The sequence below is a fragment of the Pseudomonas sp. HB05 genome, assembly GCF_016756915.1.
In the GTDB taxonomy this organism is placed as follows: Bacteria; Pseudomonadota; Gammaproteobacteria; order Pseudomonadales; family Pseudomonadaceae; genus Aquipseudomonas; species Aquipseudomonas alvandae.
The window spans coordinates 242,000-263,281 of the sequence record NZ_JAESPG010000006.1 but is presented as its reverse complement, the minus strand read 5'-3'; the positions used below and the strand labels follow the sequence as shown (position 1 = coordinate 263,281).

At 60.7% G+C, this 21,282-nt stretch carries 19 protein-coding genes; 4 read left to right on the top strand and 15 right to left on the bottom strand.

The features are described from left to right. Positions 1–107: 107 nt before the first annotated feature. Both JMN22_RS09325 and JMN22_RS09320 read right to left on the bottom strand, forming a co-directional pair. Complete coding sequence (locus tag JMN22_RS09325) at positions 108–1,616, bottom strand: sigma-54-dependent transcriptional regulator (RefSeq protein WP_198798043.1); 1,509 nt, start codon at positions 1,614–1,616, stop codon at positions 108–110. 209 nt (positions 1,617–1,825) lie between these two features. Further along, positions 1,826–2,731 carry a LysR family transcriptional regulator gene (locus JMN22_RS09320; protein WP_198798042.1) on the bottom strand — a complete coding sequence of 302 codons (906 nt, stop codon included), beginning with the start codon at positions 2,729–2,731 and terminating at the stop codon, positions 1,826–1,828. A 112-nt stretch (positions 2,732–2,843) separates the two neighbouring features. On the opposite strand from JMN22_RS09320, the gene JMN22_RS09315 reads away from it, so the two are divergent. After that, positions 2,844–3,722: an MBL fold metallo-hydrolase gene (locus JMN22_RS09315; RefSeq protein WP_030140777.1), complete on the top strand. Its 879-nt coding sequence runs from the start codon at positions 2,844–2,846 to the stop codon at positions 3,720–3,722. A gap of 209 nt (positions 3,723–3,931) precedes the next feature. Next, entirely contained in the window at positions 3,932–4,546 is a 615-nt protein-coding gene (locus JMN22_RS09310) for an NAD(P)-dependent oxidoreductase (protein WP_030140776.1), read from the top strand. A gap of 9 nt (positions 4,547–4,555) precedes the next feature. On the opposite strand, the gene JMN22_RS09305 is transcribed toward JMN22_RS09310, so the two are convergent. The 11 genes from JMN22_RS09305 to JMN22_RS09255 form a co-directional block, all read right to left on the bottom strand. Further along, positions 4,556–4,885 carry a GlpM family protein gene (locus tag JMN22_RS09305; RefSeq protein ID WP_187293334.1) on the bottom strand — a complete coding sequence of 110 codons (330 nt, stop codon included), beginning with the start codon at positions 4,883–4,885 and terminating at the stop codon, positions 4,556–4,558. Positions 4,886–4,912: 27 nt separating this feature from the next. After that, the gene (locus tag JMN22_RS09300) at positions 4,913–6,241 is read right to left on the bottom strand and encodes a sigma-54-dependent transcriptional regulator (RefSeq protein ID WP_198798041.1); all 1,329 of its coding nucleotides are present in this window, start codon (positions 6,239–6,241) and stop codon (positions 4,913–4,915) included. Further along, complete coding sequence (locus JMN22_RS09295; protein WP_030140773.1) at positions 6,238–8,139, bottom strand: sensor histidine kinase; 1,902 nt, start codon at positions 8,137–8,139, stop codon at positions 6,238–6,240. Before JMN22_RS09295 ends, JMN22_RS09300 begins: the two co-directional genes overlap by 4 nt. 160 nt (positions 8,140–8,299) lie before the next feature. After that, positions 8,300–9,034, bottom strand: coding sequence for an amino acid ABC transporter ATP-binding protein (locus tag JMN22_RS09290; protein ID WP_018614195.1), 735 nt, complete (start codon positions 9,032–9,034; stop codon positions 8,300–8,302). Beyond that, positions 9,031–9,702 carry an amino acid ABC transporter permease gene (locus JMN22_RS09285; RefSeq protein ID WP_030140772.1) on the bottom strand — a complete coding sequence of 224 codons (672 nt, stop codon included), beginning with the start codon at positions 9,700–9,702 and terminating at the stop codon, positions 9,031–9,033. Before JMN22_RS09285 ends, JMN22_RS09290 begins: the two co-directional genes overlap by 4 nt. Then, entirely contained in the window at positions 9,702–10,448 is a 747-nt protein-coding gene (locus JMN22_RS09280) for an amino acid ABC transporter permease (RefSeq protein ID WP_018614191.1), read from the bottom strand. The genes JMN22_RS09285 and JMN22_RS09280 overlap by 1 nt, the downstream gene beginning before the upstream one ends. A gap of 191 nt (positions 10,449–10,639) precedes the next feature. After that, positions 10,640–11,554, bottom strand: coding sequence for a glutamate/aspartate ABC transporter substrate-binding protein (locus tag JMN22_RS09275; RefSeq protein WP_030140771.1), 915 nt, complete (start codon positions 11,552–11,554; stop codon positions 10,640–10,642). A 444-nt stretch (positions 11,555–11,998) separates the two neighbouring features. After that, on the bottom strand, positions 11,999–13,537 hold the full coding sequence (glpD, locus tag JMN22_RS09270; protein ID WP_198798040.1) for a glycerol-3-phosphate dehydrogenase: 1,539 nt from the start codon (positions 13,535–13,537) through the stop codon (positions 11,999–12,001). A 230-nt stretch (positions 13,538–13,767) separates the two neighbouring features. Next, the gene (locus tag JMN22_RS09265; RefSeq protein ID WP_003204973.1) at positions 13,768–14,523 is read right to left on the bottom strand and encodes a DeoR/GlpR family transcriptional regulator; all 756 of its coding nucleotides are present in this window, start codon (positions 14,521–14,523) and stop codon (positions 13,768–13,770) included. A gap of 85 nt (positions 14,524–14,608) precedes the next feature. Next, positions 14,609–16,114, bottom strand: coding sequence for a glycerol kinase GlpK (gene glpK / locus JMN22_RS09260; RefSeq protein ID WP_198798039.1), 1,506 nt, complete (start codon positions 16,112–16,114; stop codon positions 14,609–14,611). A gap of 76 nt (positions 16,115–16,190) precedes the next feature. Next, positions 16,191–17,042 carry an MIP/aquaporin family protein gene (locus JMN22_RS09255; protein ID WP_198798038.1) on the bottom strand — a complete coding sequence of 284 codons (852 nt, stop codon included), beginning with the start codon at positions 17,040–17,042 and terminating at the stop codon, positions 16,191–16,193. Between the two features lie 315 nt (positions 17,043–17,357). Here JMN22_RS09255 and ybaK point away from each other — a divergent pair, with 315 nt between their 5' ends. Beyond that, positions 17,358–17,828 (top strand): Cys-tRNA(Pro) deacylase, encoded by a 471-nt coding sequence (gene ybaK / locus JMN22_RS09250; RefSeq protein ID WP_030140767.1) that lies wholly within the window; start codon positions 17,358–17,360, stop codon positions 17,826–17,828. A gap of 184 nt (positions 17,829–18,012) precedes the next feature. After that, positions 18,013–18,795, top strand: coding sequence for a PhzF family phenazine biosynthesis protein (locus JMN22_RS09245; RefSeq protein WP_030140766.1), 783 nt, complete (start codon positions 18,013–18,015; stop codon positions 18,793–18,795). A 105-nt stretch (positions 18,796–18,900) separates the two neighbouring features. On the opposite strand, the gene JMN22_RS09240 is transcribed toward JMN22_RS09245, so the two are convergent. Next, positions 18,901–20,007, bottom strand: coding sequence for an ABC transporter ATP-binding protein (locus tag JMN22_RS09240; protein ID WP_198798037.1), 1,107 nt, complete (start codon positions 20,005–20,007; stop codon positions 18,901–18,903). After that, positions 20,004–20,924: an ornithine carbamoyltransferase gene (gene argF, locus JMN22_RS09235; RefSeq protein WP_030140764.1), complete on the bottom strand. Its 921-nt coding sequence runs from the start codon at positions 20,922–20,924 to the stop codon at positions 20,004–20,006. The genes JMN22_RS09240 and argF overlap by 4 nt, the downstream gene beginning before the upstream one ends. Positions 20,925–21,282: the final 358 nt, after the last annotated feature.

Genomic DNA, 21,282 nt, shown 5'->3' with positions numbered 1-21,282 from the left:
GTGGTGGGGGGGCCCCCGCCGCGCCCCCCCGCCCCCCCCCGCCCCGCCCCCCCCCCCCCCCCCCCCCCCCCCCCCCCCCCCCCCGCTCCCACATGGACCGAGTAAAACTAGGGCTTGTTGGAGATCCCGTACTTGCGCAACCGATGGGCAATCGCCGTATGAGAGGTTTGCAGGCGGCTGGCGAGCTGGCGGGTGGAGGGGTAGTTGACGTAGAGGCTTTCGAGCAGGTGCTTCTCGAAGCTTTCCACGGCCTGTTCCAGGCTTTCGACTTCCACATCGCCCTGGCGCGCCACGGAGGTGCCGGCGATGTCCAGGTCGCCGATGTCCACCAGGCTGCTTTCGCAGATGGCGGCGGCGCGGAAGATCACGTTCTGCAATTGCCGTACGTTGCCCGGCCAGCGGTTGCCCAGCAACGCCGGGTAAGTGCCGGGGGCGAGGCGGCAGACCGGGCGCTGGATCTGCGCGCAGGCCTGCTGCATGAAATAACGCGCCAGTAGCAGGATGTCCTGGCCACGTTCACGCAGCGGTGGGACTTCGACGTTGAGCACGTTCAGGCGATAGAACAAGTCTTCGCGGAACGAGCCTTCGCTGACCATCTTCTCCAGGTTGCGGTGGGTGGCGCTGAGAATCCGCACGTTGACCTTGATCTCTCGGTCGCCACCGACCCGGCGGAAGCTGCCATCGTTCAAGAAGCGCAGCAGCTTGGCTTGCAGATACGGCGACATCTCGCCGATTTCATCGAGGAACACCGTGCCCTGGTTCGCCAGTTCCATCAGCCCCGGCTTGCCACCGCGTTGGGCTCCGGTGAAGGCACCGGGGGCGTAGCCAAACAGTTCGCTTTCGGCCAGGTTTTCCGGCAGCGCGGCGCAGTTCAGGGCCAGGAACGGTGCGCCGTGGCGGGCGCTGATGGCGTGGCAAGCCCGGGCCACCAGTTCCTTGCCGGTGCCGGTTTCGCCCTGGATCAGCAGCGGCGCGTCCAGCGCCGCGACCCGTTGTGCCCGCGCCTTGAGGGTGCGGATCGCCGGGGATTCGCCCAGCAATGCGTCAAAGCCTTCGGCGTGATCGTGATGCAGCGCCGACAGGCGTTCACCGATGCGGTTCGGCTGGTAGAGCGTCAACAGCGCGCCGGCATCGGTGATGGGGGTGGCGTCCAACAACAAGGTCTGGCCGTTGAGGGTGATTTCCCGCAGCGGCAAGCGAAAGCCGTTTTCCAGCAAGGCGTCCAGCAGCGCGGCGTCGCCGAACAGCTCGGCCACGCTTTGCCCGGCCGGTTCGCGTCCGTACAGGGCGATCAGCGCCGGGTTGGCCAACAGCACCTTGCCGGCGCTGTCGAGGGCCAGCACCGGGTCGGTCATCGCCGCGAGCAAGGCATCGAGCTGCAAGTGCCGACGCTGGCCCGGCAGGATGTCCACCACGGTGACCGACTCTACGCCGCGCACACTGAACAGTGCCTCGCGCAACTCGTCGAGCACCTGCGGGCTGAGGGTCGGGGCGTCGATGTAGACGTTGGGCGGCACCATCTCCACCGCATCCAGATTGAGATTGCGCCCACCGAGCAAGGCCAGGACTTCCTGGGTGATGCCGACGCGGTCGATGAAGCTGACGTGGATACGCATGGGGCGGTTTTGGGTTCTGGAGTGCGGAGGGTGGCAAGTATGCCTTGGGGCGGGCTATTGGTGAAATCCCGGCGCAGCCTTGAGGCTGTACAGAGATCCCCTGTGGGAGCGAGCTTGCTCGCGATGGCTGAGTGTCAGCCACCCTTTTATTGACTGATACACCGCTATCGCGAGCAAGCTCGCTCCCACAAAGGTTCCCGCAGAGGTAGCTACAACCCCACATCCCACTCCGGCGTCTCGGGAAACCTGAGCACCAGGAAATCCAGCAAGCTGCGCAGCGCCGCCGGCATGTGCTTGCGCGACGCATACACCGCATACATGTTCATCCGGCGCGGTTCGGCGTGGGCGAGCAGGCGTACCAGTTCGCCGCTCTGGATATGAGGACCGGCCTGGTAGCTCGGCAGCATCGCCACGCCCGCGCCGGCTATCGTGGCCTGGAGCAAGGTGCTGGCTTCGTTGGCGCTGATGTTGCCTTGCACCGGCACCGAGACCTGTTCGCCGTCCTGCTCGAAATGCCACAGGCTCTTGCCGACGTACGAATGGGTCAGGCAGTTGTGCCGGCCCAGGTCTTCCACTCGCTGCGGTGTCGAGTGTTCCCGCAGATAGCGCGGGGCGGCGCAGATGACTGAGCGGCAAACCGTGAGGCGCCGGGCAATCAGGTTCGGGTCGAGGTCGTTGCTCATGCGGATCGCCAGGTCGATGCGTTCGTCCACCAGGTTGACGGTGCGGTCGAGCATTTGCAGGTCAACGCTCACGCCTGGGTAGCGCTGGACGTATTCGGCAATCGCGCTCGCCAATTGCGACTGACCGAACGAGGGGCTGGCGCTGATGCGCAGCATGCCCCGTGGCGCGTCTTCCGGCGTGCTGACGGCCGCTTGCATGTCGCCGGACAGCTCCAGCATCTGTCGGCAGCGCGGCAGGATCTCCGTCCCAGCGGCCGTCAGGCTCAGCTTGCGGGTGGTGCGGTGCATCAATCGGGCGCCGACCCAATCCTCCAGCTCCGCCAGGTAACGCGACACCACCGGCCGCGACAGGTCCAGATGCTCGGCCGCCGCGGATTGGCTACCCAGGTCCACCACGGTGACGAACACCCGCATTGCTTGTAGACGATCCATGATTTGCCCGATTTCAGAAACAAACTATGTTCCAGCATCGCATTTTTTGTAATGAGTTTGGCAACTAAGCTCCGTTCATTCCCTTGCGGGCCTTTGCACAACGGAGCACCTCATGACCGGTTTCACCCCCATCAAACACTTGTTGCTGGCGACCGCGGCGCTGGTCTTCACGGCCCAGGCCTGGGCCGCCGACTTGACGCTGGATGTCTATAACCCCGGCGCGGCGGCAATCTTCCCAGTGACATCGGTATTGGTCAGCGGTGAAAAGGAGGCGATCCTTGTGGACGCGCAGTTCGGCAAATCCCAAGCCGAACAGCTCGTCGAAAAAATCCGCGCCAGTGGCAAGCGGTTGACCACGATCTATATCAGCCACGGCGACCCCGACTACTATTTCGGCCTGGAAACCCTGGTGGCCGCTTTCCCTGAAGCCAAAGTCTTCGCATCCGCGCCGACCGTCGAGCACATCAAGGCCACTGCCGACGGCAAGTTGAAATATTGGGGGCCGATCCTGAAGAGCGATGCGCCGTCCAAGACGTTCGTGCCCCAAGTGCTCAAGGGCGACAGCCTGACGCTGGAAGGCAAGCGCTTGCAGATCGTCGGCCTCGAGGGTCCGCAGCCAGACCGCAGCTTCGTGTGGATTCCATCGATCAAGACCGTGGTCGGCGGCGTGGTGGTGGCGGAGAACATTCATGTCTGGATGGCTGATACCCAGACGCCCAAGTCCCACAAGGATTGGTTGGCGACGCTGGACAGCATTGAAAAGCTGCAACCGGCCACTGTGATTCCCGGCCATTACCTGGGCGAAAGTGCCCGCTCCCTGGCTCCGGTGCGCTTTACCGCCGGTTACATCAAGGCCTTCGACGAAGAAACCGCCAAGGCCAAGGATTCCGCCGCGTTGATCGCCGCCATGAAACTACGCTATCCGGACCTGGGGGAAGACAGTTCCCTGGAGCTCAGCGCCAAGGTGGCGAAGGGCGAGATGAAGTGGTGACAGCCGAACTTTGATCTGAACACTTTTGTGGCGAGGGGATTTAGCGAAACGTCGCACCGCCCCGCTGGACTGCGCAGCGGTCCCCTGATCCATCAATCGCTGCGATTTATCAGGCCGGACGCAGGGGGTTGCTTCGCAACCCAGCGGGGATAAATCCCCTCGCCACAAGAGCTTGTATTTCTGATATCGCTAATTCACTGGAGAATCACATGAGCAAAATCGCAATCATCGGCGCCACCGGCCGCGCTGGCAGCCAACTGTTGGAAGAGGCCCTGCGCCGTGGTCACAGCGTGACGGCCATCGCTCGCAACACCGCAAAGATCGGCGAACGGGCCGGCGTGGTCAGCAAGCAATTGGACGTACTGGACAGTGAGGCATTGATCGCCGCTGTCGCCGACCATGACGTGGTCATCAGCGCCGCGCACTTTGCCACCGTGCCGGCCGACAAAATCATCGCTCCTGTGAAGGCCGCCGGGGTCAAGCGCCTGCTGGTGGTCGGCGGTGCCGGTTCGTTGCTGCTGCCGGATAACAGCCGTGTGATCGACAGCGATGGCTTCCCTGAGGAATACCTGGCCGAAGCCACGGCCGGTGCCTTGTTCCTGGATGTGCTGCGCAACGAACAGGACCTGGACTGGACGTTTCTTTCACCCTCGGCGGAGTTCGTCGAAACCGAACGCACCGGCGAGTTCCGCGTCGGCAAGGACCACCTGCTGTTCGATAATACCGGGCGCAGTTGGATCAGCTTTGCCGACTATTCCATTGCGATGATCGATGAGGTCGAGACACCGCAGTTTTCGCGGACACGGTTTACCGTCGGTTATTAATCACAAGGATCAGCCGTGAAGCCGCACCCAGACGCTGACCAGCACCGTCGCCGCCATCAGCCAGGCCACGGCAGCGACGGCCAATGAGGCTTCGAGGCGCATCCGGTCGACCATCACGTACAGCGTCGCGAGATAGACGAAGTACGGAATGATCGACCACATGCCGAACACGATCGTGGTCTTCAGGTCATCGACCGAACGGCCCTTGCCGACGATGTAATGGGCGATCAGCGCAAAGGTCGGGAACAGGGGCACCAGCCCGGCAATGTAGTAATTCCTGGTCTTGGCCAGCATTGCCAGGATGACCACCACGGCTGCACCTAGCGCCGCTTTGAAAATCAGATCCACTGGTTACCGTCCGGTTGATTAATGGCTCAGGCCATATTTTTTGACTTTGTCGAACAGCGTGGTCTTGGCCATGCCCAATTCCTGGCTGGCCTGGGTCAGGTTGCCACCGCTGCGTTGCAATGCGTCCATCAGCAGGTTGCGTTCGAAGGCCTCCACCGCTTCGGCGAAAGCCAGGCCCTGGGTGCCACTGCTGGCACCTGATTTCTTGAAGGCCGGCAGGCCGAGGGCGTAGCGTTCGGCGACGTTGCGCAGTTCGCGCACGTTGCCCGGCCAATCGTGGCTCATCAGGTTCGACAGGGTCTGGTTGTCCAGCTCCGGCACGGTACGGTCGAAGCGCAGGGATGATTGGCGCAGGAAATGTTCGAACAACTGCAGGATGTCCTCGCGTCGCTCGCGCAGGGGCGGCAGCTCCAGCGTCACGACGTTGAGACGGTAATACAGGTCGCTGCGGAACTGTCCGGCCCGGCCCATTTCGTCGAGGTCGGACTTGGTGGCAGCGATCACCCGGCAATCCACGGCCACGCTCTGGTTCGAACCCAGGCGCTCGAGGGTGCGTTCCTGCAAAACACGCAGTAGCTTGATCTGCAGGGGCAGGGGCATGCTTTCCACTTCATCGAGAAACAGCGTGCCGCCGTCGGCGTGTTCGATCTTGCCGATCCGACGCTTGCCGGCGCCGGTGAAGGCGTTGGCCTCGTGGCCGAAGATCTCGCTTTCGAACAGGTTTTCCGGCAGCCCGCCGCAGTTCAGCGCGACGAACTGTTTGTCGTGGCGCCGGCTGAAGTCATGCAGGCAGCGGGCGACCAGTTCCTTGCCGGTACCGGTTTCGCCTTCGATCAGCACATTGGCCGAGGTGTCGGCAACATTGGCAATCAACGCCCGCAGGTGTTGCATGGCCGGCGAGCGACCGATGATCCGGCCTTCGAGGGAATCGCGTTCGGCCAACTGCCGGCGCAACGATGAGACTTCCCGGGCCAGGCCGCGCTGTTCAAGGGCTCGACGGGCGACATCCACCAGGCGTTCGGGAGAGAACGGTTTCTCCATGAAGTCATAGGCGCCTTTCTGCATGGCGTCGACGGCCATGGAAATGTCGCCGTGACCGGTGATCAACACCACCGGCAGGCGACTGTCCCGCGCCTTGAGGCGGGTGAGCAATTCCAGGCCATCGATGCCCGGCAAGCGGATGTCGCTGATGACGATACCGGCGAAATCATCGCCGACTTGTTCCAGCGCCTCTTCGGCACTGCCCACGCCGATGCACGGAATGTCTTCCAGGCTCAAGGCCTGCTGGCAGCCCAGCAGGACATGGGGATCGTCCTCGACGATCAGTACGCTCAGGTCATTGTTCATAGCGGCTCGGCAGGAGGAAGGCTTACCAACGGCAAACTGAGGATGAACGTGGTTCCACCGCCATCCGGATGCTCGACGCCCAGGTGTCCGCCCGCGGCGGCGCACAGGCTCGCCGAAAGCGTCAGGCCCAGCCCCAGGCCTTGTTCGCCGGGTTTGGTGGTGAAAAACGGTTCGAAAAGATGCTTGCGGGCCTCCGGGTCGATGCCATGGCCATTGTCCCGTACCCGCAGGCGATATTTGCCGTCGCTGGTCTTGCCTTCGAGCCATAGCGTCGGCTCGGGCTGGGCTTGCATGGCGTCCAGGGCGTTGCCGATCAGGTTCACCAGGATCTGTTCCAGGCGCGTCTGGTCGATTTGCACCTGGACGTCATCGAAACCGGAATGTATCTGGATCGCCCGGTTTTCCAGGCGTCCGCCCAGCAGTTGCAGCGCGGCTTCGACAGCCTTGCCCAGGCTCGCGCGGCCCTTGTCATCGCCGCGCCGGGCAAAGGCGCGCAGGCTGGCGGTGATGCGGCCCATGCGGTCGATCAATTCATTGATGGTCTTGAGGTTGGCGCTGGCAACGTCCAGCTGGCCGCGCTCCAGGAAGCGCACGGTGTTGCCTGACAAGGTGCGCAGGGCGGCCAACGGCTGGTTGAGTTCATGGGCGATGCTGGTGGACATCTGGCCGATGGCCGCCAGTTTCCCGGCCTGTACCAACTCGTCCTGGGCCCGGCGCAACGTCTCTTCGGCCTGCCGTCGTTCACGGATCTGACCCTTGAGCCGTTCATTGCTGGCCCGCAGGTCGGTGGTGCGTTCGGTAATCCGACGTTCGAGCTGGTTGTTCGCCTCTTGCAGCGCCTCGCGGGCGGCGAGGCGGGTGGCGATGACTTTGCGCCGCTCGTTCCAGGCGATCAACAAAAAGGCCACCAGGGCAAAGGCAACGGCCACCAGGATGCCTTGGTTGATCGCTTGGCGGCGCAGGTCGTCGAGTGGGGTCAGCAGGGTGAAGTTCCACGGTGTGTCGCTCAACGGCCGGGTTTGCGAGAGATAGCTGGTGGCCTGCTGGTCGGCCTTGATCTCGGTGTTGGCGGGGAAGGTCAGTTTCTCCATCCCTTCGGTGAGGTGTTCTCGTGCCAGGGGAATCAGCTCGTTCAGCGGGAACCAGTAATATTGTAGGCTGCGAGCCAGGCGTTCCTTGGTTTCGTCGCTCAGAGGACGCACCGACTTGAGCCGTCGCGCCGGGTCGCTGGACAGGATGATGATGCCGTTTTCGTCGCTGACGAAGGCTTCCAGGCGTGCTCGCTGCCAGCGTTCTTCCATGGCTTCGAGGCGAACCTTGACCACAGCCACGCCGATGATCTTGCCTTGTTCCTCCAGGCCATGGGCCAGGTAGTAACCCGGTTCGCCATTGGTGCTGCCGATGCCATAGAAACGCCCTGGCTGGCCACGCACGGCGTTCTGGAAATAGGCACGGAAGGACAGGTCTTCACCCAGGTAACTGTCGACATCGCGCCAGTTGCTGGTGGCCATGACCCGGCCGGTGGTGTCCATCACGTAGATGGCCCGGCTGCGGCTGCGCCGGTTGAGGCCTTCGAGGTATTCGTTGACGGTCTTGCGATGCTCAGGCGTCGGGTCGTCGAGCAGTTGCGAGACACTCGATTCAAGCTCCAGCAGGCTGGGCAGGTAGGTGTACTTGCTGATCTCGCTCTCGACTGCGCGGGCATGCAGCTCCAACTGGCGTTCGCCATTCTCGGCCAGGCCGCGAATGCCGTAGCGCTCGCTGATCCAGAAGCCGAGGTAGCCCAGGCCGACCATCAGGGCGATGATCAACGGCGGCAGGAACAGATGGCGGATCAGACGGGGTTTCACGGCGAGTGATGGCGGCGCGGCGCGATAAAGGGTGGGGTCGCATTTCATCACAGAAGCCTTGGGTCAACCACAACACAAATCGACAAGCCAACTCCGAGCCCGCCGTGGGTGCGGGCTTGCTCGCGAAGGCGGTGTATCAGCCACATTGATGTTGAATGTGCTGCCCTCTTCGCGAGCAAGCCCGCTCCCACAGTAGGAGGCGGTGTTTTTAGTGCTGCAGGATCTTCTCGAGGAAATGCTGCGCACGTTCGGAGCGGGCACTGATGTCGCCGAAGAACTCTTCTTTAGGGCAGTCTTCGATGATCTGGCCCTGATCCATGAAAATCACCCGGTTCGCCACTTTGCGGGCGAAGCCCATTTCGTGGGTCACGCACATCATGGTCATGCCTTCGTGGGCCAATTGCACCATCACATCGAGCACTTCGTTGACCATTTCCGGGTCGAGGGCCGAGGTCGGTTCGTCGAACAGCATCACCACCGGGTCCATCGCCAGCGCCCGGGCAATCGCCACGCGCTGCTGCTGGCCGCCGGAGAGCTGGCCCGGGTGCTTGTGGGCGTGGGCGGACAAGCCGACGCGTTCAAGCAATTGCAGGCCTTTCTTGGTGGCTTCTTCCTTGCTGCGGCCCAGCACCTTGATCTGCGCGATGGTCAGGTTCTCGGTGATGGTCAGGTGCGGGAACAGTTCGAAATGCTGGAACACCATGCCCACGCGTGAACGCAGTTTCGGCAGGTTGGTCTTCGGGTCGGCGATCGACGTGCCATCGACCACGATGTCGCCTTTCTGGAACGGTTCCAGGGCGTTTACGCACTTGATCAGCGTGGACTTGCCCGAACCCGACGGCCCGCACACCACCACAACCTCGCCTTTGCTGACCTCGGTGCTGCAATTGGTCAGTACCTGGAAGTCCCCATACCACTTGTTGATGTTCTTGATAGAGATCATACGGCGAACCTTTTTTGCAGACGCTTGACCAGCAGCGAGGCGGCAAAGCTGATTGTGAAGTACACGAGACCTGCGATGATCAGGAACTCATTGGAGCGGCCGATGATGTCGCCATTGGCCCGCGAAGCATTGAGGAAGTCCACCAGGCCGACCGTGTAGACCAGCGAGGTGTCCTGAAACAGGATGATGCTTTGTTGCAGCAACAGCGGGGTCATCTTGCGAAACGCCTGGGGCAGGATGATCAGGCGCATGACCTGGCCATAATTCATGCCCAATGCCTGTGCCGCGCCCATCTGGCCCTTGGGGATCGACTGCACGCCGGCCCGGACAATTTCACAGAAGTACGCCGCCTCGAACATCATGAACGCCACGACGCAGGAGCCGAACGCGCCGATGGGAGTGTCCTCGCCGGTGATCCAGCGCAGCACGAACGGCACCGCCAGGTAGAACCAGGTGATGACCAGCAGCAACGGGATCGAGCGGAAGTAGTTGACGTAGGCGCCAGCGATGTTGGAGATCAGCTTGTTGTGGGACAGGCGCATCAGCGCCAGGATCGTCCCCAGGATGATCCCGCCGACGACGCCCAGGGCCATCAGCTTGAGGGTCATCACCATGCCGTTCCACAAGCCGGGAATGGCCGGGATGATGCCTGTGAAGTCGAATTCCATTATTTACCCCCCACGGAGATCAGGCCGGGCACCGCGACTTTCTTCTCGACCATGCGCATGAGCAGCATCAGGCTCATGTTCAGGGTGAAGTAGATCAGCGTCGCCAGGGTAAAGGCTTCGAACAGGTTGGCCGAGAACTCGGCGGTCTGCTTGGTCTGCGCGAGCAGCTCCATCAGGCCGATCAGCGAGGCCACGGAGGAGTTCTTGAAGACGTTGAGGAACTCGGAGGTAAGCGGCGGAATGATGATCCGGTAGGCCTGGGGCAGCAGCACGTTCCAATAGATCTGCGGCAGCTTGAAGCCCATGGCACGGGCAGCGGATTCCTGGCCGCGTGGCAGCGCCTGGATACCGGTGCGTACCTGTTCGCAGACCCGTGCGGCGGTGAACAGGCCCAGGCAGACGACAACGCTCAGGTAGGCCGAGGTGGTCGGGTTCAGGTCCTGTTTGTACCACTCCTGCATATCGGCGGGCAGCAGGTCCGGTACCAGGAAGTACCAGATGAACAGCTGAACCAGCAGCGGCACGTTACGGAAAAGCTCCACGTAGCAAGTGGCGATACCCGACACCAGCCGGTTCGGCACGGTGCGCATCACACCCAGGATCGAACCCAGCAGAAGGGCGATGATCCAGGCGACGACGGCGATGGCGATGGTCCAGCCCAGGCCGGCCACGTACCAGTCGAGATAAGTCTCGCTGCCCACGCCGGTGGACTTGAAGAACACGCCCCAGTCCCAGTTGTAATTCATTAGGGTCTCCCCTCAGATCGTTCGATATACAAATGCCCGCCTGGGGAAACTCCGTTCCCGCCCGGCTTGGAGGGCCAGGCACACGCGATCGGCTCGACAGCCACCGGTTCGAGTGTTTCCAGATTTGCCAGCAGGGAATGACCATCCCCTGAAAGGGCCGGGCCCCTTCAGGAGATAAGGTTAGTCAGAAATCAGGATTTCTTTTCGTCAGCCGCTTTGTCGGTCGGGTTGGCGATCAGCTTCTTGAGTTCTTCGCTCATCGGGAAGTTGAGGTTCAGGCCTTTTGGCGGGATAGGTTGCATGAACCATTTTTCGTAGATCTTGTTGATCTCGCCCGAGGCGTAGGTGGCCTTGATGGCGTCATCGACAGCCTTTTTGAACGGCTCGTCGCCCTTGCGCACCATGCAGCCGTAGATTTCGTAGGACTGTGGAGTACCGGTAACGGCCCAGTCATCGGCCTTCTTGGCCTTGGCGGCTTCGCCAGCGAGCAGGGCGTCGTCCATCATGAACGCGACGGCCCGGCCCGATTCCAGCATCTGGAAGGACTCGCCGTGGTCTTTGGCCGAGATGACGTTCATGCCCATTTGCTTGTCGGCGTTCATCGCCTTGAGCAAGCGCTCGGACGTGGTGCCGGCGGTGGTCACGACGTTCTTGCCCTTGAGGTCGTCGAAATCCTTGTACTTGGAATCTTTCTTGGACAGCAGCTTGGTGCCGATCTCGAAGATGCCAACGGAGAAGGCGACTTGCTGCTGGCGCTCGACGTTGTTGGTGGTGGAGCCGCACTCCAGGTCCACGGTGCCGTTCTGCACCAGCGGGATACGGGTTTGCGAGGTGACCAGGTTGTACTTGACCTGCAGGTTCGGTACGTCGAGCTCTTTCTTCAGGGCTTCGACGACTTTCAGCTGGATGTCATGGGAGTAGCCGACCGGCTTGCCGGAAGCGTCCGCGATGTAGGAAAACGGAATGGAGGCGTCGCGGTGACCGAGCGTGATGACGCCGGACTCTTTGATCTTTTTCAACGTGCCGGTCAGTTCGGCTGCGAAGACCGGAGTGCTGATCAGAGCGGCAGCAATGGCTGCGCCCAGGAGATGGGGAACGATGCGCATCGATGTTTCCTCGACATTGTTTTTTTTGTATTTGGCCGGTTCACCGGCCCTGAGTGCGTCGAATGCCTGGCAGCTCCTGTTGTGTTGGCGTAACAGGCGTTCGTCTCGAGGAGTGTAGAGCATGAGTCGTGCCAAGCCAGTGGCTTGGTGCTATCTGGCTGTTTTTAAAGGAAATTAATGTTTTGTTTCAGCTTTTTTAAGCGTTGTTTATCCGGTTTGCCGAACTGACTGCCGGGTCGTGTTCGGAAAACCGAATTCCTCACGGGCTTCTCGATCCTTGTGGGAGCGGCCTTGCTCGCGAAAGCGGTCCATCTATAACGATGATGTAGAAGGTGCCGCCGTCTTCGCGAGCAAGCCCGCTCCCACAAGTCCATGACGGATTACAGACAATAAAAAGCCCCTGAATCGCCGGATTTCAAGGGCTTTTGGTTTAGCGGGTTACGTTCAGGCCGCTTCGATCTTGCGGCGGTTGTGCTCGACCTTGTCCAGGTACTGCTGAAGCTTCCCCTGCTCGGCCGCAGTGGTGAACAAGCCCAGCTTGCTGCGGCGCCACAGGATGTCCTGGGCATCGACTGCCCATTCATCGCTGCACAGGTAATCGACTTCCCGGGTGTAGAGGCCGGCGCCGATGTGTTCACCCATATCGGCCAGGCTGTGCACGCCCTCGAGCATGCGCCAGGTTCGGCTGCCATAGGTCGTGGCCCAGCGGCGGGCGATGTCGGTTGGCAGCCAGTCGAACTTGTCGCGGATCGCCGAGCACAGCGCCTGTGGCGTGGTCATGTTTTCACCGCCGGGGAGGGCCTCGACGGCGGTCCAGCTTGGGCGCATCTGTGTGAAGTAAGGGGCCAGTTGCGCCATGGCCGATTCGGCCAGTTTGCGGTAGGTGGTCAGTTTGCCGCCGAACACCGACAGCAACGGCGCCTCTTCGCCGCCCCCGGACAGTGCGAGGGTGTAGTCCCGGGTCACGGCGGAAGGGTTGTCGGACTCGTCGTTGCACAGCGGGCGGACGCCGGAATAACTGTGCAAGATATCCTCGCGGCTGAGCTGTTTCTTGAAGTGCGCATTGACCACTTTCAACAAGTAGTCGGTTTCGCCTTCGGTAATCGTTACTTTCGCCGGATCGCCCGTGTACTCGCGGTCAGTCGTGCCGATCAAGGTAAATTGGTTCAAGTAGGGAATGGTGAAGACGATGCGCTGGTCCTCGTTCTGGAGAATGTGCGCGTGCTCGCCTTCGTAGAGTTTCGGCACGATCAGGTGGCTGCCCTGGATCAGGCGGATGCCGTAGGGCGACTCCATCTTCAGGTCATCCCGAATGAACTTGGCCACCCACGGGCCGGCGGCGTTGACCAATGCCTTGGCGTGGATCGAAAACAGGCTGCCGTCGGCACGTTCCAGGTGCAAATGCCACAAGCCCTTGCTGCGGCGAGCGTTGATGCAGCGGGTCCGGGTATGGACATGCGCACCTTTCTCCCGGGCGGCCATGCCATTGAGCACTACCAGCCGTGCGTCGTCGACCCAGCAGTCGGAATATTCGAAGCCTTTGGTGATCTCGCTTTTCAAGGCGCTGTCGGCGCCGAACTTCAAGCTCTTGGAGCCGGCGAGTTGTTCACGCTTGCCCAGGTGATCGTAGAGAAACAAGCCGGCGCGAATCATCCAGGCCGGACGCAGGTGCGGGCGATGGGGCAGGACGAAGCGCATCTGCTTGACGATGTGCGGGGCCTTGGCCAGCAGCACTTCGCGTTCGGCCAGGGCTTCACGCACCAGACGGAATTCATAATGTTCGAGATAGCGCAGGCCGCCATGAATCAGCTTGCTGCTGGCCGATGAGGTATGGCTGGCCAAGTCGTCCTTTTCGCAAAGGAACACCGAAAGACCGCGACCGGCAGCGTCCGCGGCAATCCCCACGCCATTGATCCCGCCGCCAATGACGGCGATGTCGTAGATCTCGGCGATAGGGGGCGTAGGCAAGGTGGAAGTGGGCATCGGCTGGCCTCGGGCTCTTTTCGAAATATTTGAATTCGAACATTTATGTTCATTTGCGAAAATACTAGCCCATAAGCACGGCCGCAGCCAGTCGAATTCGATTGAAAATACTGATCGAAGGGGGCTGAAAGGAAAATTTTCGAACACGAAGGGTGGGGATGTGGGTGGAAGTGCTTTTGTGGCGAGGGGATAAATTCCCTCGCCACAGGAACTGGATACAGGGGGCGGAGCTAGACCACTTCCAGCCGAATCTTGTGCTGGCTCAACAACTGCGCCAGGGCTGGCACCGGTTGCTGGTCGGTCACCAGGCAATCGATCAGGCTGATCGGGCCCAGGCGAACCATGGCGTTGCGCCCGAATTTGCTCGAGTCCGCCGCCAGCAATACCTGTCGGGCATTGGCGATGATGGCTTGGGATACCCGCACTTCCTGGTAGTCGAAGTCCAGCAGGCTACCGTCTTCATCGATTCCGCTGATGCCCACCAGGGCGAAGTCGACCTTGAACTGGTTGATGAAATCGACGGAGGCCTGGCCCACCACGCCGCCGTCGCGTCGTACATTGCCGCCGGCGATCAGGACTTCGAAGTCGTCCTTGGCGCTGAGGATCGACGCTACGTGCAGGTTGTTGGTGATGACCTTGAGATGATTGTGATTGAGCAGCGCCCGAGCGATGGATTCGGTGGTGGTGCCGATGTTGATGAACAACGAGGCGTGGTCGGGAATCTGTGCAGCGATCGCCTCGGCGATGCGTTGTTTCTCATCGCGCATCTGATCGGCGCGCATGGCGTAGGCGGTGTTTTCCACGCTTGAATCATAGGCGGCGCCGCCGTGGTAGCGGCGCAGCAGGTTCACTTCCGCCAGTTGATTGATGTCGCGGCGAATGGTCTGTGGGGTAACGACGAATAATTGCGCCATTTCCTCGATGCTGACATAGCCGCGTTCGCGGACAAGCTCGAGGATTTGTTGCTGGCGGGGAGGCAGATTCATGGGGCTTCCTTTGGGCTGCCATACAAAATTTGCCCATGATGCCGCAGGAACGCCCTCCCGACCAGTTTCAGAATTTTATCGGGCCTTATTCAGTGTCTTCGTGAGGTTCCCAGTCGCGGGTGCGGCTGACGGCTTTTTTCCAACCGGCGTAGAGTTTTTCCTTCGCTTGTTCATCCAGTTGCGGTTCGAATTCGCGCTCGATGACTGCCTTGCCGCGCAACTCTTCCAGGCTGCCCCAGAAACCGCACGCCAGGCCGGCCAGGTACGCAGCGCCAAGGGCCGTGGTTTCGCGCATCTTCGGGCGTTCGACGTGAGTGCCGAGGATATCGGCCTGGAATTGCATCAGGAAATTGTTGGCCACCGCGCCGCCATCCACGCGCAGGGATTTGAGGCGTTCGCCGGCGTCTTGCTGCATGGCGTCAAGCAAGTCGCGGGTCTGGTAGGCGATGGATTCCAGCGTGGCGCGAATGATGTGATCGACTCGCACGCCACGGGTCAGGCCGAACAGTGCGCCGCGGGCGTAGGGGTCCCAATACGGTGCGCCCAGGCCGGTAAAGGCCGGCACCAGGTAGACGCCGTTGCTGTCCTTGACCTTGTTGGCGAAGTATTCGGTGTCGAGGGCATCGTTGATGATTTTCAGCTCGTCGCGTAGCCATTGCACGGTGGAGCCACCATTGAACACCGCGCCTTCCAGGGCGTAGGCCACTTCGCCGCGAGGGCCGCAGGCGATGGTGGTGAGCATGCCGTGGTTGGATTTGACGGCCTTGTTGCCGGTGTTCATCAACAAGAAGCAGCCGGTGCCGTAGGTGTTTTTTGCCTGGCCCGGCTCCACGCACATCTGGCCGAAGAGGGCGGCCTGCTGGTCGCCGGCAATGCCGCCGATGGCGATGCCACTTTTGGTACGACCGTAGATCTCGGAGGAGGATTTGACTTGCGGCAACATCTCTCGAGGGATGTTGAGGATGTCGAGCATCTTCGCATCCCACTCCAGCGTGTGGATATTGAAGAGCATGGTGCGCGAGGCGTTGGTGTAGTCGGTGACATGGACCTTGCCGCCAGTGAATTTCCAGATCAGCCAGCTATCCACGGTGCCAAACAGCAGTTCGCCGTTGCGCGCTCGCTCACGGCTGCCCTCGACGTGGTCGAGGATCCATTTGAGCTTGGTGCCGGAGAAATACGGATCGGTGACCAGGCCGGTGGCTTCGCTGATGTATTGCTCGTGGCCGTCACGCTTGAGTTGCTGGCAGATCTCGGTGCTGCGTCGGCATTGCCAGACGATGGCGTTGTAGATCGGGCGCCCGGTGTTCTTGTCCCAGACCACGGTGGTTTCGCGCTGGTTGGTAATGCCGATGGCGGCGACCTGGTCGTGATGCAGGCCGGCCTGGGCCAACGCCTCTACCATGACTGCGCTCTGGGTAGCGAAGATCTCCATCGGATCATGTTCGACCCAGCCAGGCTGCGGATAATGCTGGACGAATTCCCGTTGGGCGGTACCGACCACGTTCGCGTCACGGTCGAAAATAATCGCACGTGAGCTGGTCGTGCCCTGGTCGAGGGCAATGATGTAGTTCTTATTCTCAATGTCGGTCATGTCGATTGCCTTGGGACGTAAATAAGGGGTGGAGCCATGGTGCGCGCAGTGAGGGGCAGGCGGCGCACCCGTTGTTTCAAGACGTTCTGGGCTTGCCGTCGATGGCAGATCCTGCATCCTTTCCCGTAGCCAAGGGGCTTGGCAAGTGGCGCGCGATCAAGCCGCGGTACGCGGCGGCGCCCAGGCATGCCCCGACAATCGGCGCAAAGATCGGCACCAGGAAGTACGGAATGTCGCGTCCGCCAGTGAGGGAAATTTCACCCCAGCCAGTAAGGAAAGTCATCAGTTTAGGACCGAAGTCTCGCGCTGGATTCATTGCGAAGCCCGTCAAGGGGCCCATCGAGCTGCCGATCACCGCGATCAACAGGCCGATCAGCAGCGGTGCCAGCGGCCCTCGGGGCAAGCCATTGTTGTCATCGGTGAGGGACATGATCACGCCCATCAGGATAGCGGTAATGATCACCTCCACCAGGAACGCCTGGCCAGTGGACAGCGCGGAGTGAGGGTAGGTGGAGAATACCGAGGCCAGCTCGAGGCTCGCTTCTGTGCCACGAACCATATGACGGGACTGTTCGAAATCGAAGAAAAGGTTGCTGTACAGCGTATAGACCAGCAGCGCGCCGCAAAAAGCGCCGGCCACTTGGCAAATGATATAGAAGGGCAGTTTACGTTTTTCGAAGTCAGTGAAGAGGCTCAGCGCGATGCTGACGGCGGGGTTCAGGTGCGCGCCGGAAATGCCAGCGCTGAGGTAGATCGCCATGCTGACACCGACGCCCCAGATGATACTGATTTCCCATAGTCCGAAGCTGGCACCCGCGACCTTGAGCGCCGCAACGCAACCCGTGCCGAAGAATATCAGCAGGGCCGTCCCCAGGAATTCTGCCAGGCACTGGCTGGAGAGGGACGGTTGTTCTAAAGCAGTAGCCATTCAAACCTCAATTCTTTTTCTTGTCTTGCGCCGCCGATAAAGCCTGGTCGGGCGCTCTTCGCCAAGGGACCTGATGTTCAGCCTGCCCTCGGGTTGCTTCTTGAGACACGTGTTTCTGCTTTCAGTTTCGAAAAAATATAGACAAGAAACGCTGCTGTCAAAGGTCGAAAGTGAACCGTTGGTCACATTTGGATTATTCGTGCTGTGAATGATTCTTTCGCGCTGGGCGTCTTGATGCCGAAAGCAATGTCCTCAAAGCCTTTTGCTCGCTGATCGCATAGAATTTTGCCATTCGTTTCCCTGTAAGGAATGGTCATGACCCCTGCGTTGGATCTGCTTAAGAAAGTGCGCGCCGAACATCGCATTCATAGCTACGAACACGATCCCAAGGCCGCGTCTTATGGCTTGGAGGCGGCGGAAAAGCTCGGACTGGACCCGGCGCAGGTGTTCAAGACCTTGCTGGCGGCCAGCGAAAAAGGCGAGCTGCTGGTGGCCGTGGTGCCAGTGGTGGGGAGCCTGGACCTGAAAGCACTGGCTCATGCTGCCGGGGTGAAGAAAGTCGAGATGGCCGATCCGTCCGCCGCACAGCGCTCGACCGGCTATTTGCTGGGGGGCATCAGCCCTTTGGGACAGAAAAAGCGCCTGCGCACGTTTATCGACAGTTCCGCGCAGCCGCTCACCCAAATGTTCGTCAGCGCGGGGAGGCGTGGCCTGGAAGTCGAATTGGCGCCTGAGGTATTGGCGGAGCATACCGGGGCGAAGTTTGCTGATATTGGACGTGCCTGACTGAAGGTTTGTAGCAACTGCGCCACCCGGCAGGAGCACGCGCCTCACAATGGAGGGAGTCTTCAAGGCTGAAAGGATGTCGGATTTTTTATGCGCTGTAGGGCGAAAATTCTGCGGATCTGTCACTGGTTAAACGGTGCCGTGACCGATCATGCTCGCGCATCAATAAAAAAGGAGAAGTGCCATGCAGCTTGCGTTTCATCAGGTCGATGCGTTCAGTGACCGGCCTTTCGGCGGTAACCCTGCGATGGTCTATCGCCTCGATGCCTGGCTCGCCGATGAGTTGATGCAGAAAATAGCCGCTGAACACAACCTGGCTGAGACCGCGTTCCTGGTGCGAGAGAACCAGCAATGGCACATTCGCTGGTTTACCCCAACCACTGAAGTTCCGTTGTGTGGTCATGCCACGCTGGCCAGCGCCTATGTGTTGTTCGAGATATATAAAGAAGCTTCGGAGCGACTGGATTTCATCTGTAAATCCGGTGCCCTGAGCGTGACCCGGGAAGGTGATCGGCTGTGGTTGGATTTTCCGGCCATCGTGCCCGTTGAATTGGGCGCGTCACTGGCGGTCCAGAATGCCTTGGGTGTCGAGGCGGTGGACGTGCTGAGCTCGAACGAACTGTTCGTGGTGTTGGAATCGGAACAGGCTGTCCTTGAATGCAAGCCGGACATGACGGCCCTGGCGAAACTGCCGTGGCCGGGCGCGATCGTTACCGCACCGGGAAGCAAGCACGATTTTGTCTCGCGTTATTTTGCTCCGGCGATTGGTATCAACGAGGACCCGGTGACCGGATCGACCCATTGCAGCCTCATTCCATACTGGTCCAAACGCCTGAGCAAGCTGGGGCTGACGGCTTATCAATGCTCGGCCAGGGGCGGGGCGTTGTTTTGTCGGTTGGAAGGCGAGCGAGTGAAGATCGGCGGCAATGCGACGTTGGTGGCCAGCGGGACGTTGTCGCTGGGCTAATGCCCGATACATCTGGTAGGAGCTGTCGAGCGAAGCGAGGCTGCGATCTTTTTCAGGCCCACTGAATCAAACAGAAGATCAAAAGATCGCAGCCTTCGGCAGCGCCTACACAGTGCTGAACCGCCGCACACCGCTTTCCACCGGCAGCAAGTGTGCCGCCGTGCTACCCGAGGCCTGGAACAGCACCAGGTGCTCGGCCGCCACGCGAATACCGACAGTGGCGCCGACCAGATGGTCGGCATGGCTCGGGAAGATCGATTCCAGTTGCGCACCCGTCGGCAACTGCAGGCGATACAAGGTTGAAGCGCCCTGGAAGGTCTTGCCGACGATGGTGGCCGTCAGCGGGCTGTCTGGCGCGTAGACGATGTCGTCAGGGCGCAGCAACACATCCACGGCACAGCCAACCGGCCAGGTGTAGGCCCGGTTGCCGCGCAGTGCGCCCAATTCTGTTTGCACCGATTCCGGGCTATCCAGCTGTCCCCGGATGAAATAGCCCTGGCCAATGAAGCTGGCGACATAGGCCGTGAGCGGTTCGTGATACAGGTTGTAAGGCGTGTCCCACTGTTCCAGGCGACCTTCCCTGAACACGCCGACATGATCACTTACGGCAAACGCTTCTTCCTGATCGTGGGTGACCAGGATCGCACTGGTGCCCCGGGCCTTGAGAATGTCCCGGACTTCATGGCTGAGCTTGCGTCGCAGCTCGCCGTCCAGATTGGAGAAGGGTTCGTCGAGCAGCAGCAATTGCGGTTCGGGCGCCAGTGCCCGGGCGAGTGCGACGCGTTGTTGCTGGCCTCCGGAGAGTTCATGGGGGAAGCGTTTCCCCAGGTTCTTCAGATTGACCAGCTCCAGCAGTTCGTCGACCACGCGGTCCTTTTCAGGGTGCTTGCGGATACCAAACGCCAGGTTCTCGGCGACGCTCAAATGCGGGAACAGCGCGTAATCCTGGAACACCATGCCGATGCGGCGTTTTTCCGGTGCCAGGGTAAAACCCGCGCGGGAGATGGTTTCCCCGGCCAACTGGATCTCGCCTTCGTGTACGGGCTCGAACCCGGCGATGGCCCGCAGGGTCGTGGTCTTGCCGCATCCGGACGAGCCGAGCAGGCAACCGATGTCGCCCGCATTGAGGTGCAGGTTGAGGTTTTGTACGACCCGCTGGTCCTGGTAGCCGCAGGCCAGGTTTTGCAGGTTCAGCAGCAATGAATGGCTCATGCGTGGTGGTACGCCGGCTCGACTAGGAATTCCAGCAGGGCTTTCTGCGCATGGAGACGGTTTTCCGCCTGGTCCCAAGCCACGGAGCGCGGGTCATCCAGCAAGTCGAGGCTGATCTCTTCGCCACGGTGGGCCGGCAGGCAATGCATGAACAGCACCTCGGCGTCCGCCAGGTCGAGCAGGGCGCGGTTGACTTGCAGCGGGGCAAACAGCTTCAGGCGCTTGGCGGTTTCCTCTTCCTGTCCCATGGATATCCAGACGTCGGTGCTCACCAGGTGCGCACCGGCCACGGCCAGCTTCGGATCACGCACGATGGACACCCGGTCACCGGCCTTGGCGAGCAGTTCGGTATTGGGGTCATAACCTTCGGGGCAGGCAATGCGCAACTGGAAGTCGAATTGCATCGCCGCTTCTATATAGCTGTTGCACATGTTGTTGCCGTCACCGACCCAGGCCACGGTCTTGCCTTGGATGGAGCCGCGGTGCTCGAGGAATGTCTGCATGTCGGCAAGCAGTTGGCAAGGGTGCAGGTCATCGGACAAGCCGTTGATCACCGGCACGCGGGAGTGGGCCGCGAACTCTGTCAGGGTGCTGTGTGCAAAAGTACGGATCATCATGACGTCGAGCATGCTCGACATGACGATGGCGCAATCGCTGATCGGCTCGCCACGGCCCAACTGTGTGTCGCGGGGCGAGAGGAAGATCGCCTGGCCACCGAGTTGGATCATGCCGGCCTCAAATGAAATGCGCGTGCGGGTCGATGACTTCTCGAAAATCATCCCCAGCACACGGTTTTTCAAGGGCTCGAACAGTACGCCGCGCTTACGCAGGTCCTTGAGCTCCACGCCTCGACGGATGACGCCGAGCAACTCTTCGGGCGTGAAATCCATCAAGGAGAGAAAGTGCCTTGCGCTCATGATTGACTACCTTTTTGTTACTGACCGCAGATGCTCAAAGCCTTGTTTAACGAAAAAACGGGCGAGACCTGCGGCAAAAGCCGCACGGGGCGACGAAAATAGGGGAAGGCGCGATATTGACATTAAATGTCGCGTCTTACCAATAGGGCTACGGTTTTAAGGGATTTCAGCGAAGCCATCACAGAGTTGCAATGGCATGGTCGAGGCCGGTTTCCTGACAGCAGCGACCCATTTGTACACTGGCGTCGAGTCCCTTGGCAATCAAGCTGGGCGGGTGGCTGTCTATCTGGCGAGCGATTGTGGAGGCCAGTCTTTGGCGCGCCTGTCTGTTGTCTGACGTGAAATATTTCCTAATGCA

Bases quoted from the DNA above. Each gene is read 5' to 3' on its own strand.
- JMN22_RS09325 (WP_198798043.1), bottom strand. From the start codon at position 1,616: ATGCGTATCCACGTCAGCTTCATCGACCGCGTCGGCATCACCCAGGAA.
- JMN22_RS09320 (WP_198798042.1), bottom strand. From the start codon at position 2,731: ATGGATCGTCTACAAGCAATGCGGGTGTTCGTCACCGTGGTGGACCTG.
- JMN22_RS09315 (WP_030140777.1), top strand. From the start codon at position 2,844: ATGACCGGTTTCACCCCCATCAAACACTTGTTGCTGGCGACCGCGGCG.
- JMN22_RS09310 (WP_030140776.1), top strand. From the start codon at position 3,932: ATGAGCAAAATCGCAATCATCGGCGCCACCGGCCGCGCTGGCAGCCAA.
- JMN22_RS09300 (WP_198798041.1), bottom strand. From the start codon at position 6,241: ATGAACAATGACCTGAGCGTACTGATCGTCGAGGACGATCCCCATGTC.
- JMN22_RS09295 (WP_030140773.1), bottom strand. From the start codon at position 8,139: ATGAAATGCGACCCCACCCTTTATCGCGCCGCGCCGCCATCACTCGCC.
- JMN22_RS09290 (WP_018614195.1), bottom strand. From the start codon at position 9,034: ATGATCTCTATCAAGAACATCAACAAGTGGTATGGGGACTTCCAGGTA.
- JMN22_RS09285 (WP_030140772.1), bottom strand. From the start codon at position 9,702: ATGGAATTCGACTTCACAGGCATCATCCCGGCCATTCCCGGCTTGTGG.
- JMN22_RS09280 (WP_018614191.1), bottom strand. From the start codon at position 10,448: ATGAATTACAACTGGGACTGGGGCGTGTTCTTCAAGTCCACCGGCGTG.
- JMN22_RS09275 (WP_030140771.1), bottom strand. From the start codon at position 11,554: ATGCGCATCGTTCCCCATCTCCTGGGCGCAGCCATTGCTGCCGCTCTG.
- glpD (WP_198798040.1), bottom strand. From the start codon at position 13,537: ATGCCCACTTCCACCTTGCCTACGCCCCCTATCGCCGAGATCTACGAC.
- JMN22_RS09265 (WP_003204973.1), bottom strand. From the start codon at position 14,523: ATGAATCTGCCTCCCCGCCAGCAACAAATCCTCGAGCTTGTCCGCGAA.
- glpK (WP_198798039.1), bottom strand. From the start codon at position 16,114: ATGACCGACATTGAGAATAAGAACTACATCATTGCCCTCGACCAGGGC.
- JMN22_RS09255 (WP_198798038.1), bottom strand. From the start codon at position 17,042: ATGGCTACTGCTTTAGAACAACCGTCCCTCTCCAGCCAGTGCCTGGCA.
- ybaK (WP_030140767.1), top strand. From the start codon at position 17,358: ATGACCCCTGCGTTGGATCTGCTTAAGAAAGTGCGCGCCGAACATCGC.
- JMN22_RS09245 (WP_030140766.1), top strand. From the start codon at position 18,013: ATGCAGCTTGCGTTTCATCAGGTCGATGCGTTCAGTGACCGGCCTTTC.
- JMN22_RS09240 (WP_198798037.1), bottom strand. From the start codon at position 20,007: ATGAGCCATTCATTGCTGCTGAACCTGCAAAACCTGGCCTGCGGCTAC.
- argF (WP_030140764.1), bottom strand. From the start codon at position 20,924: ATGAGCGCAAGGCACTTTCTCTCCTTGATGGATTTCACGCCCGAAGAG.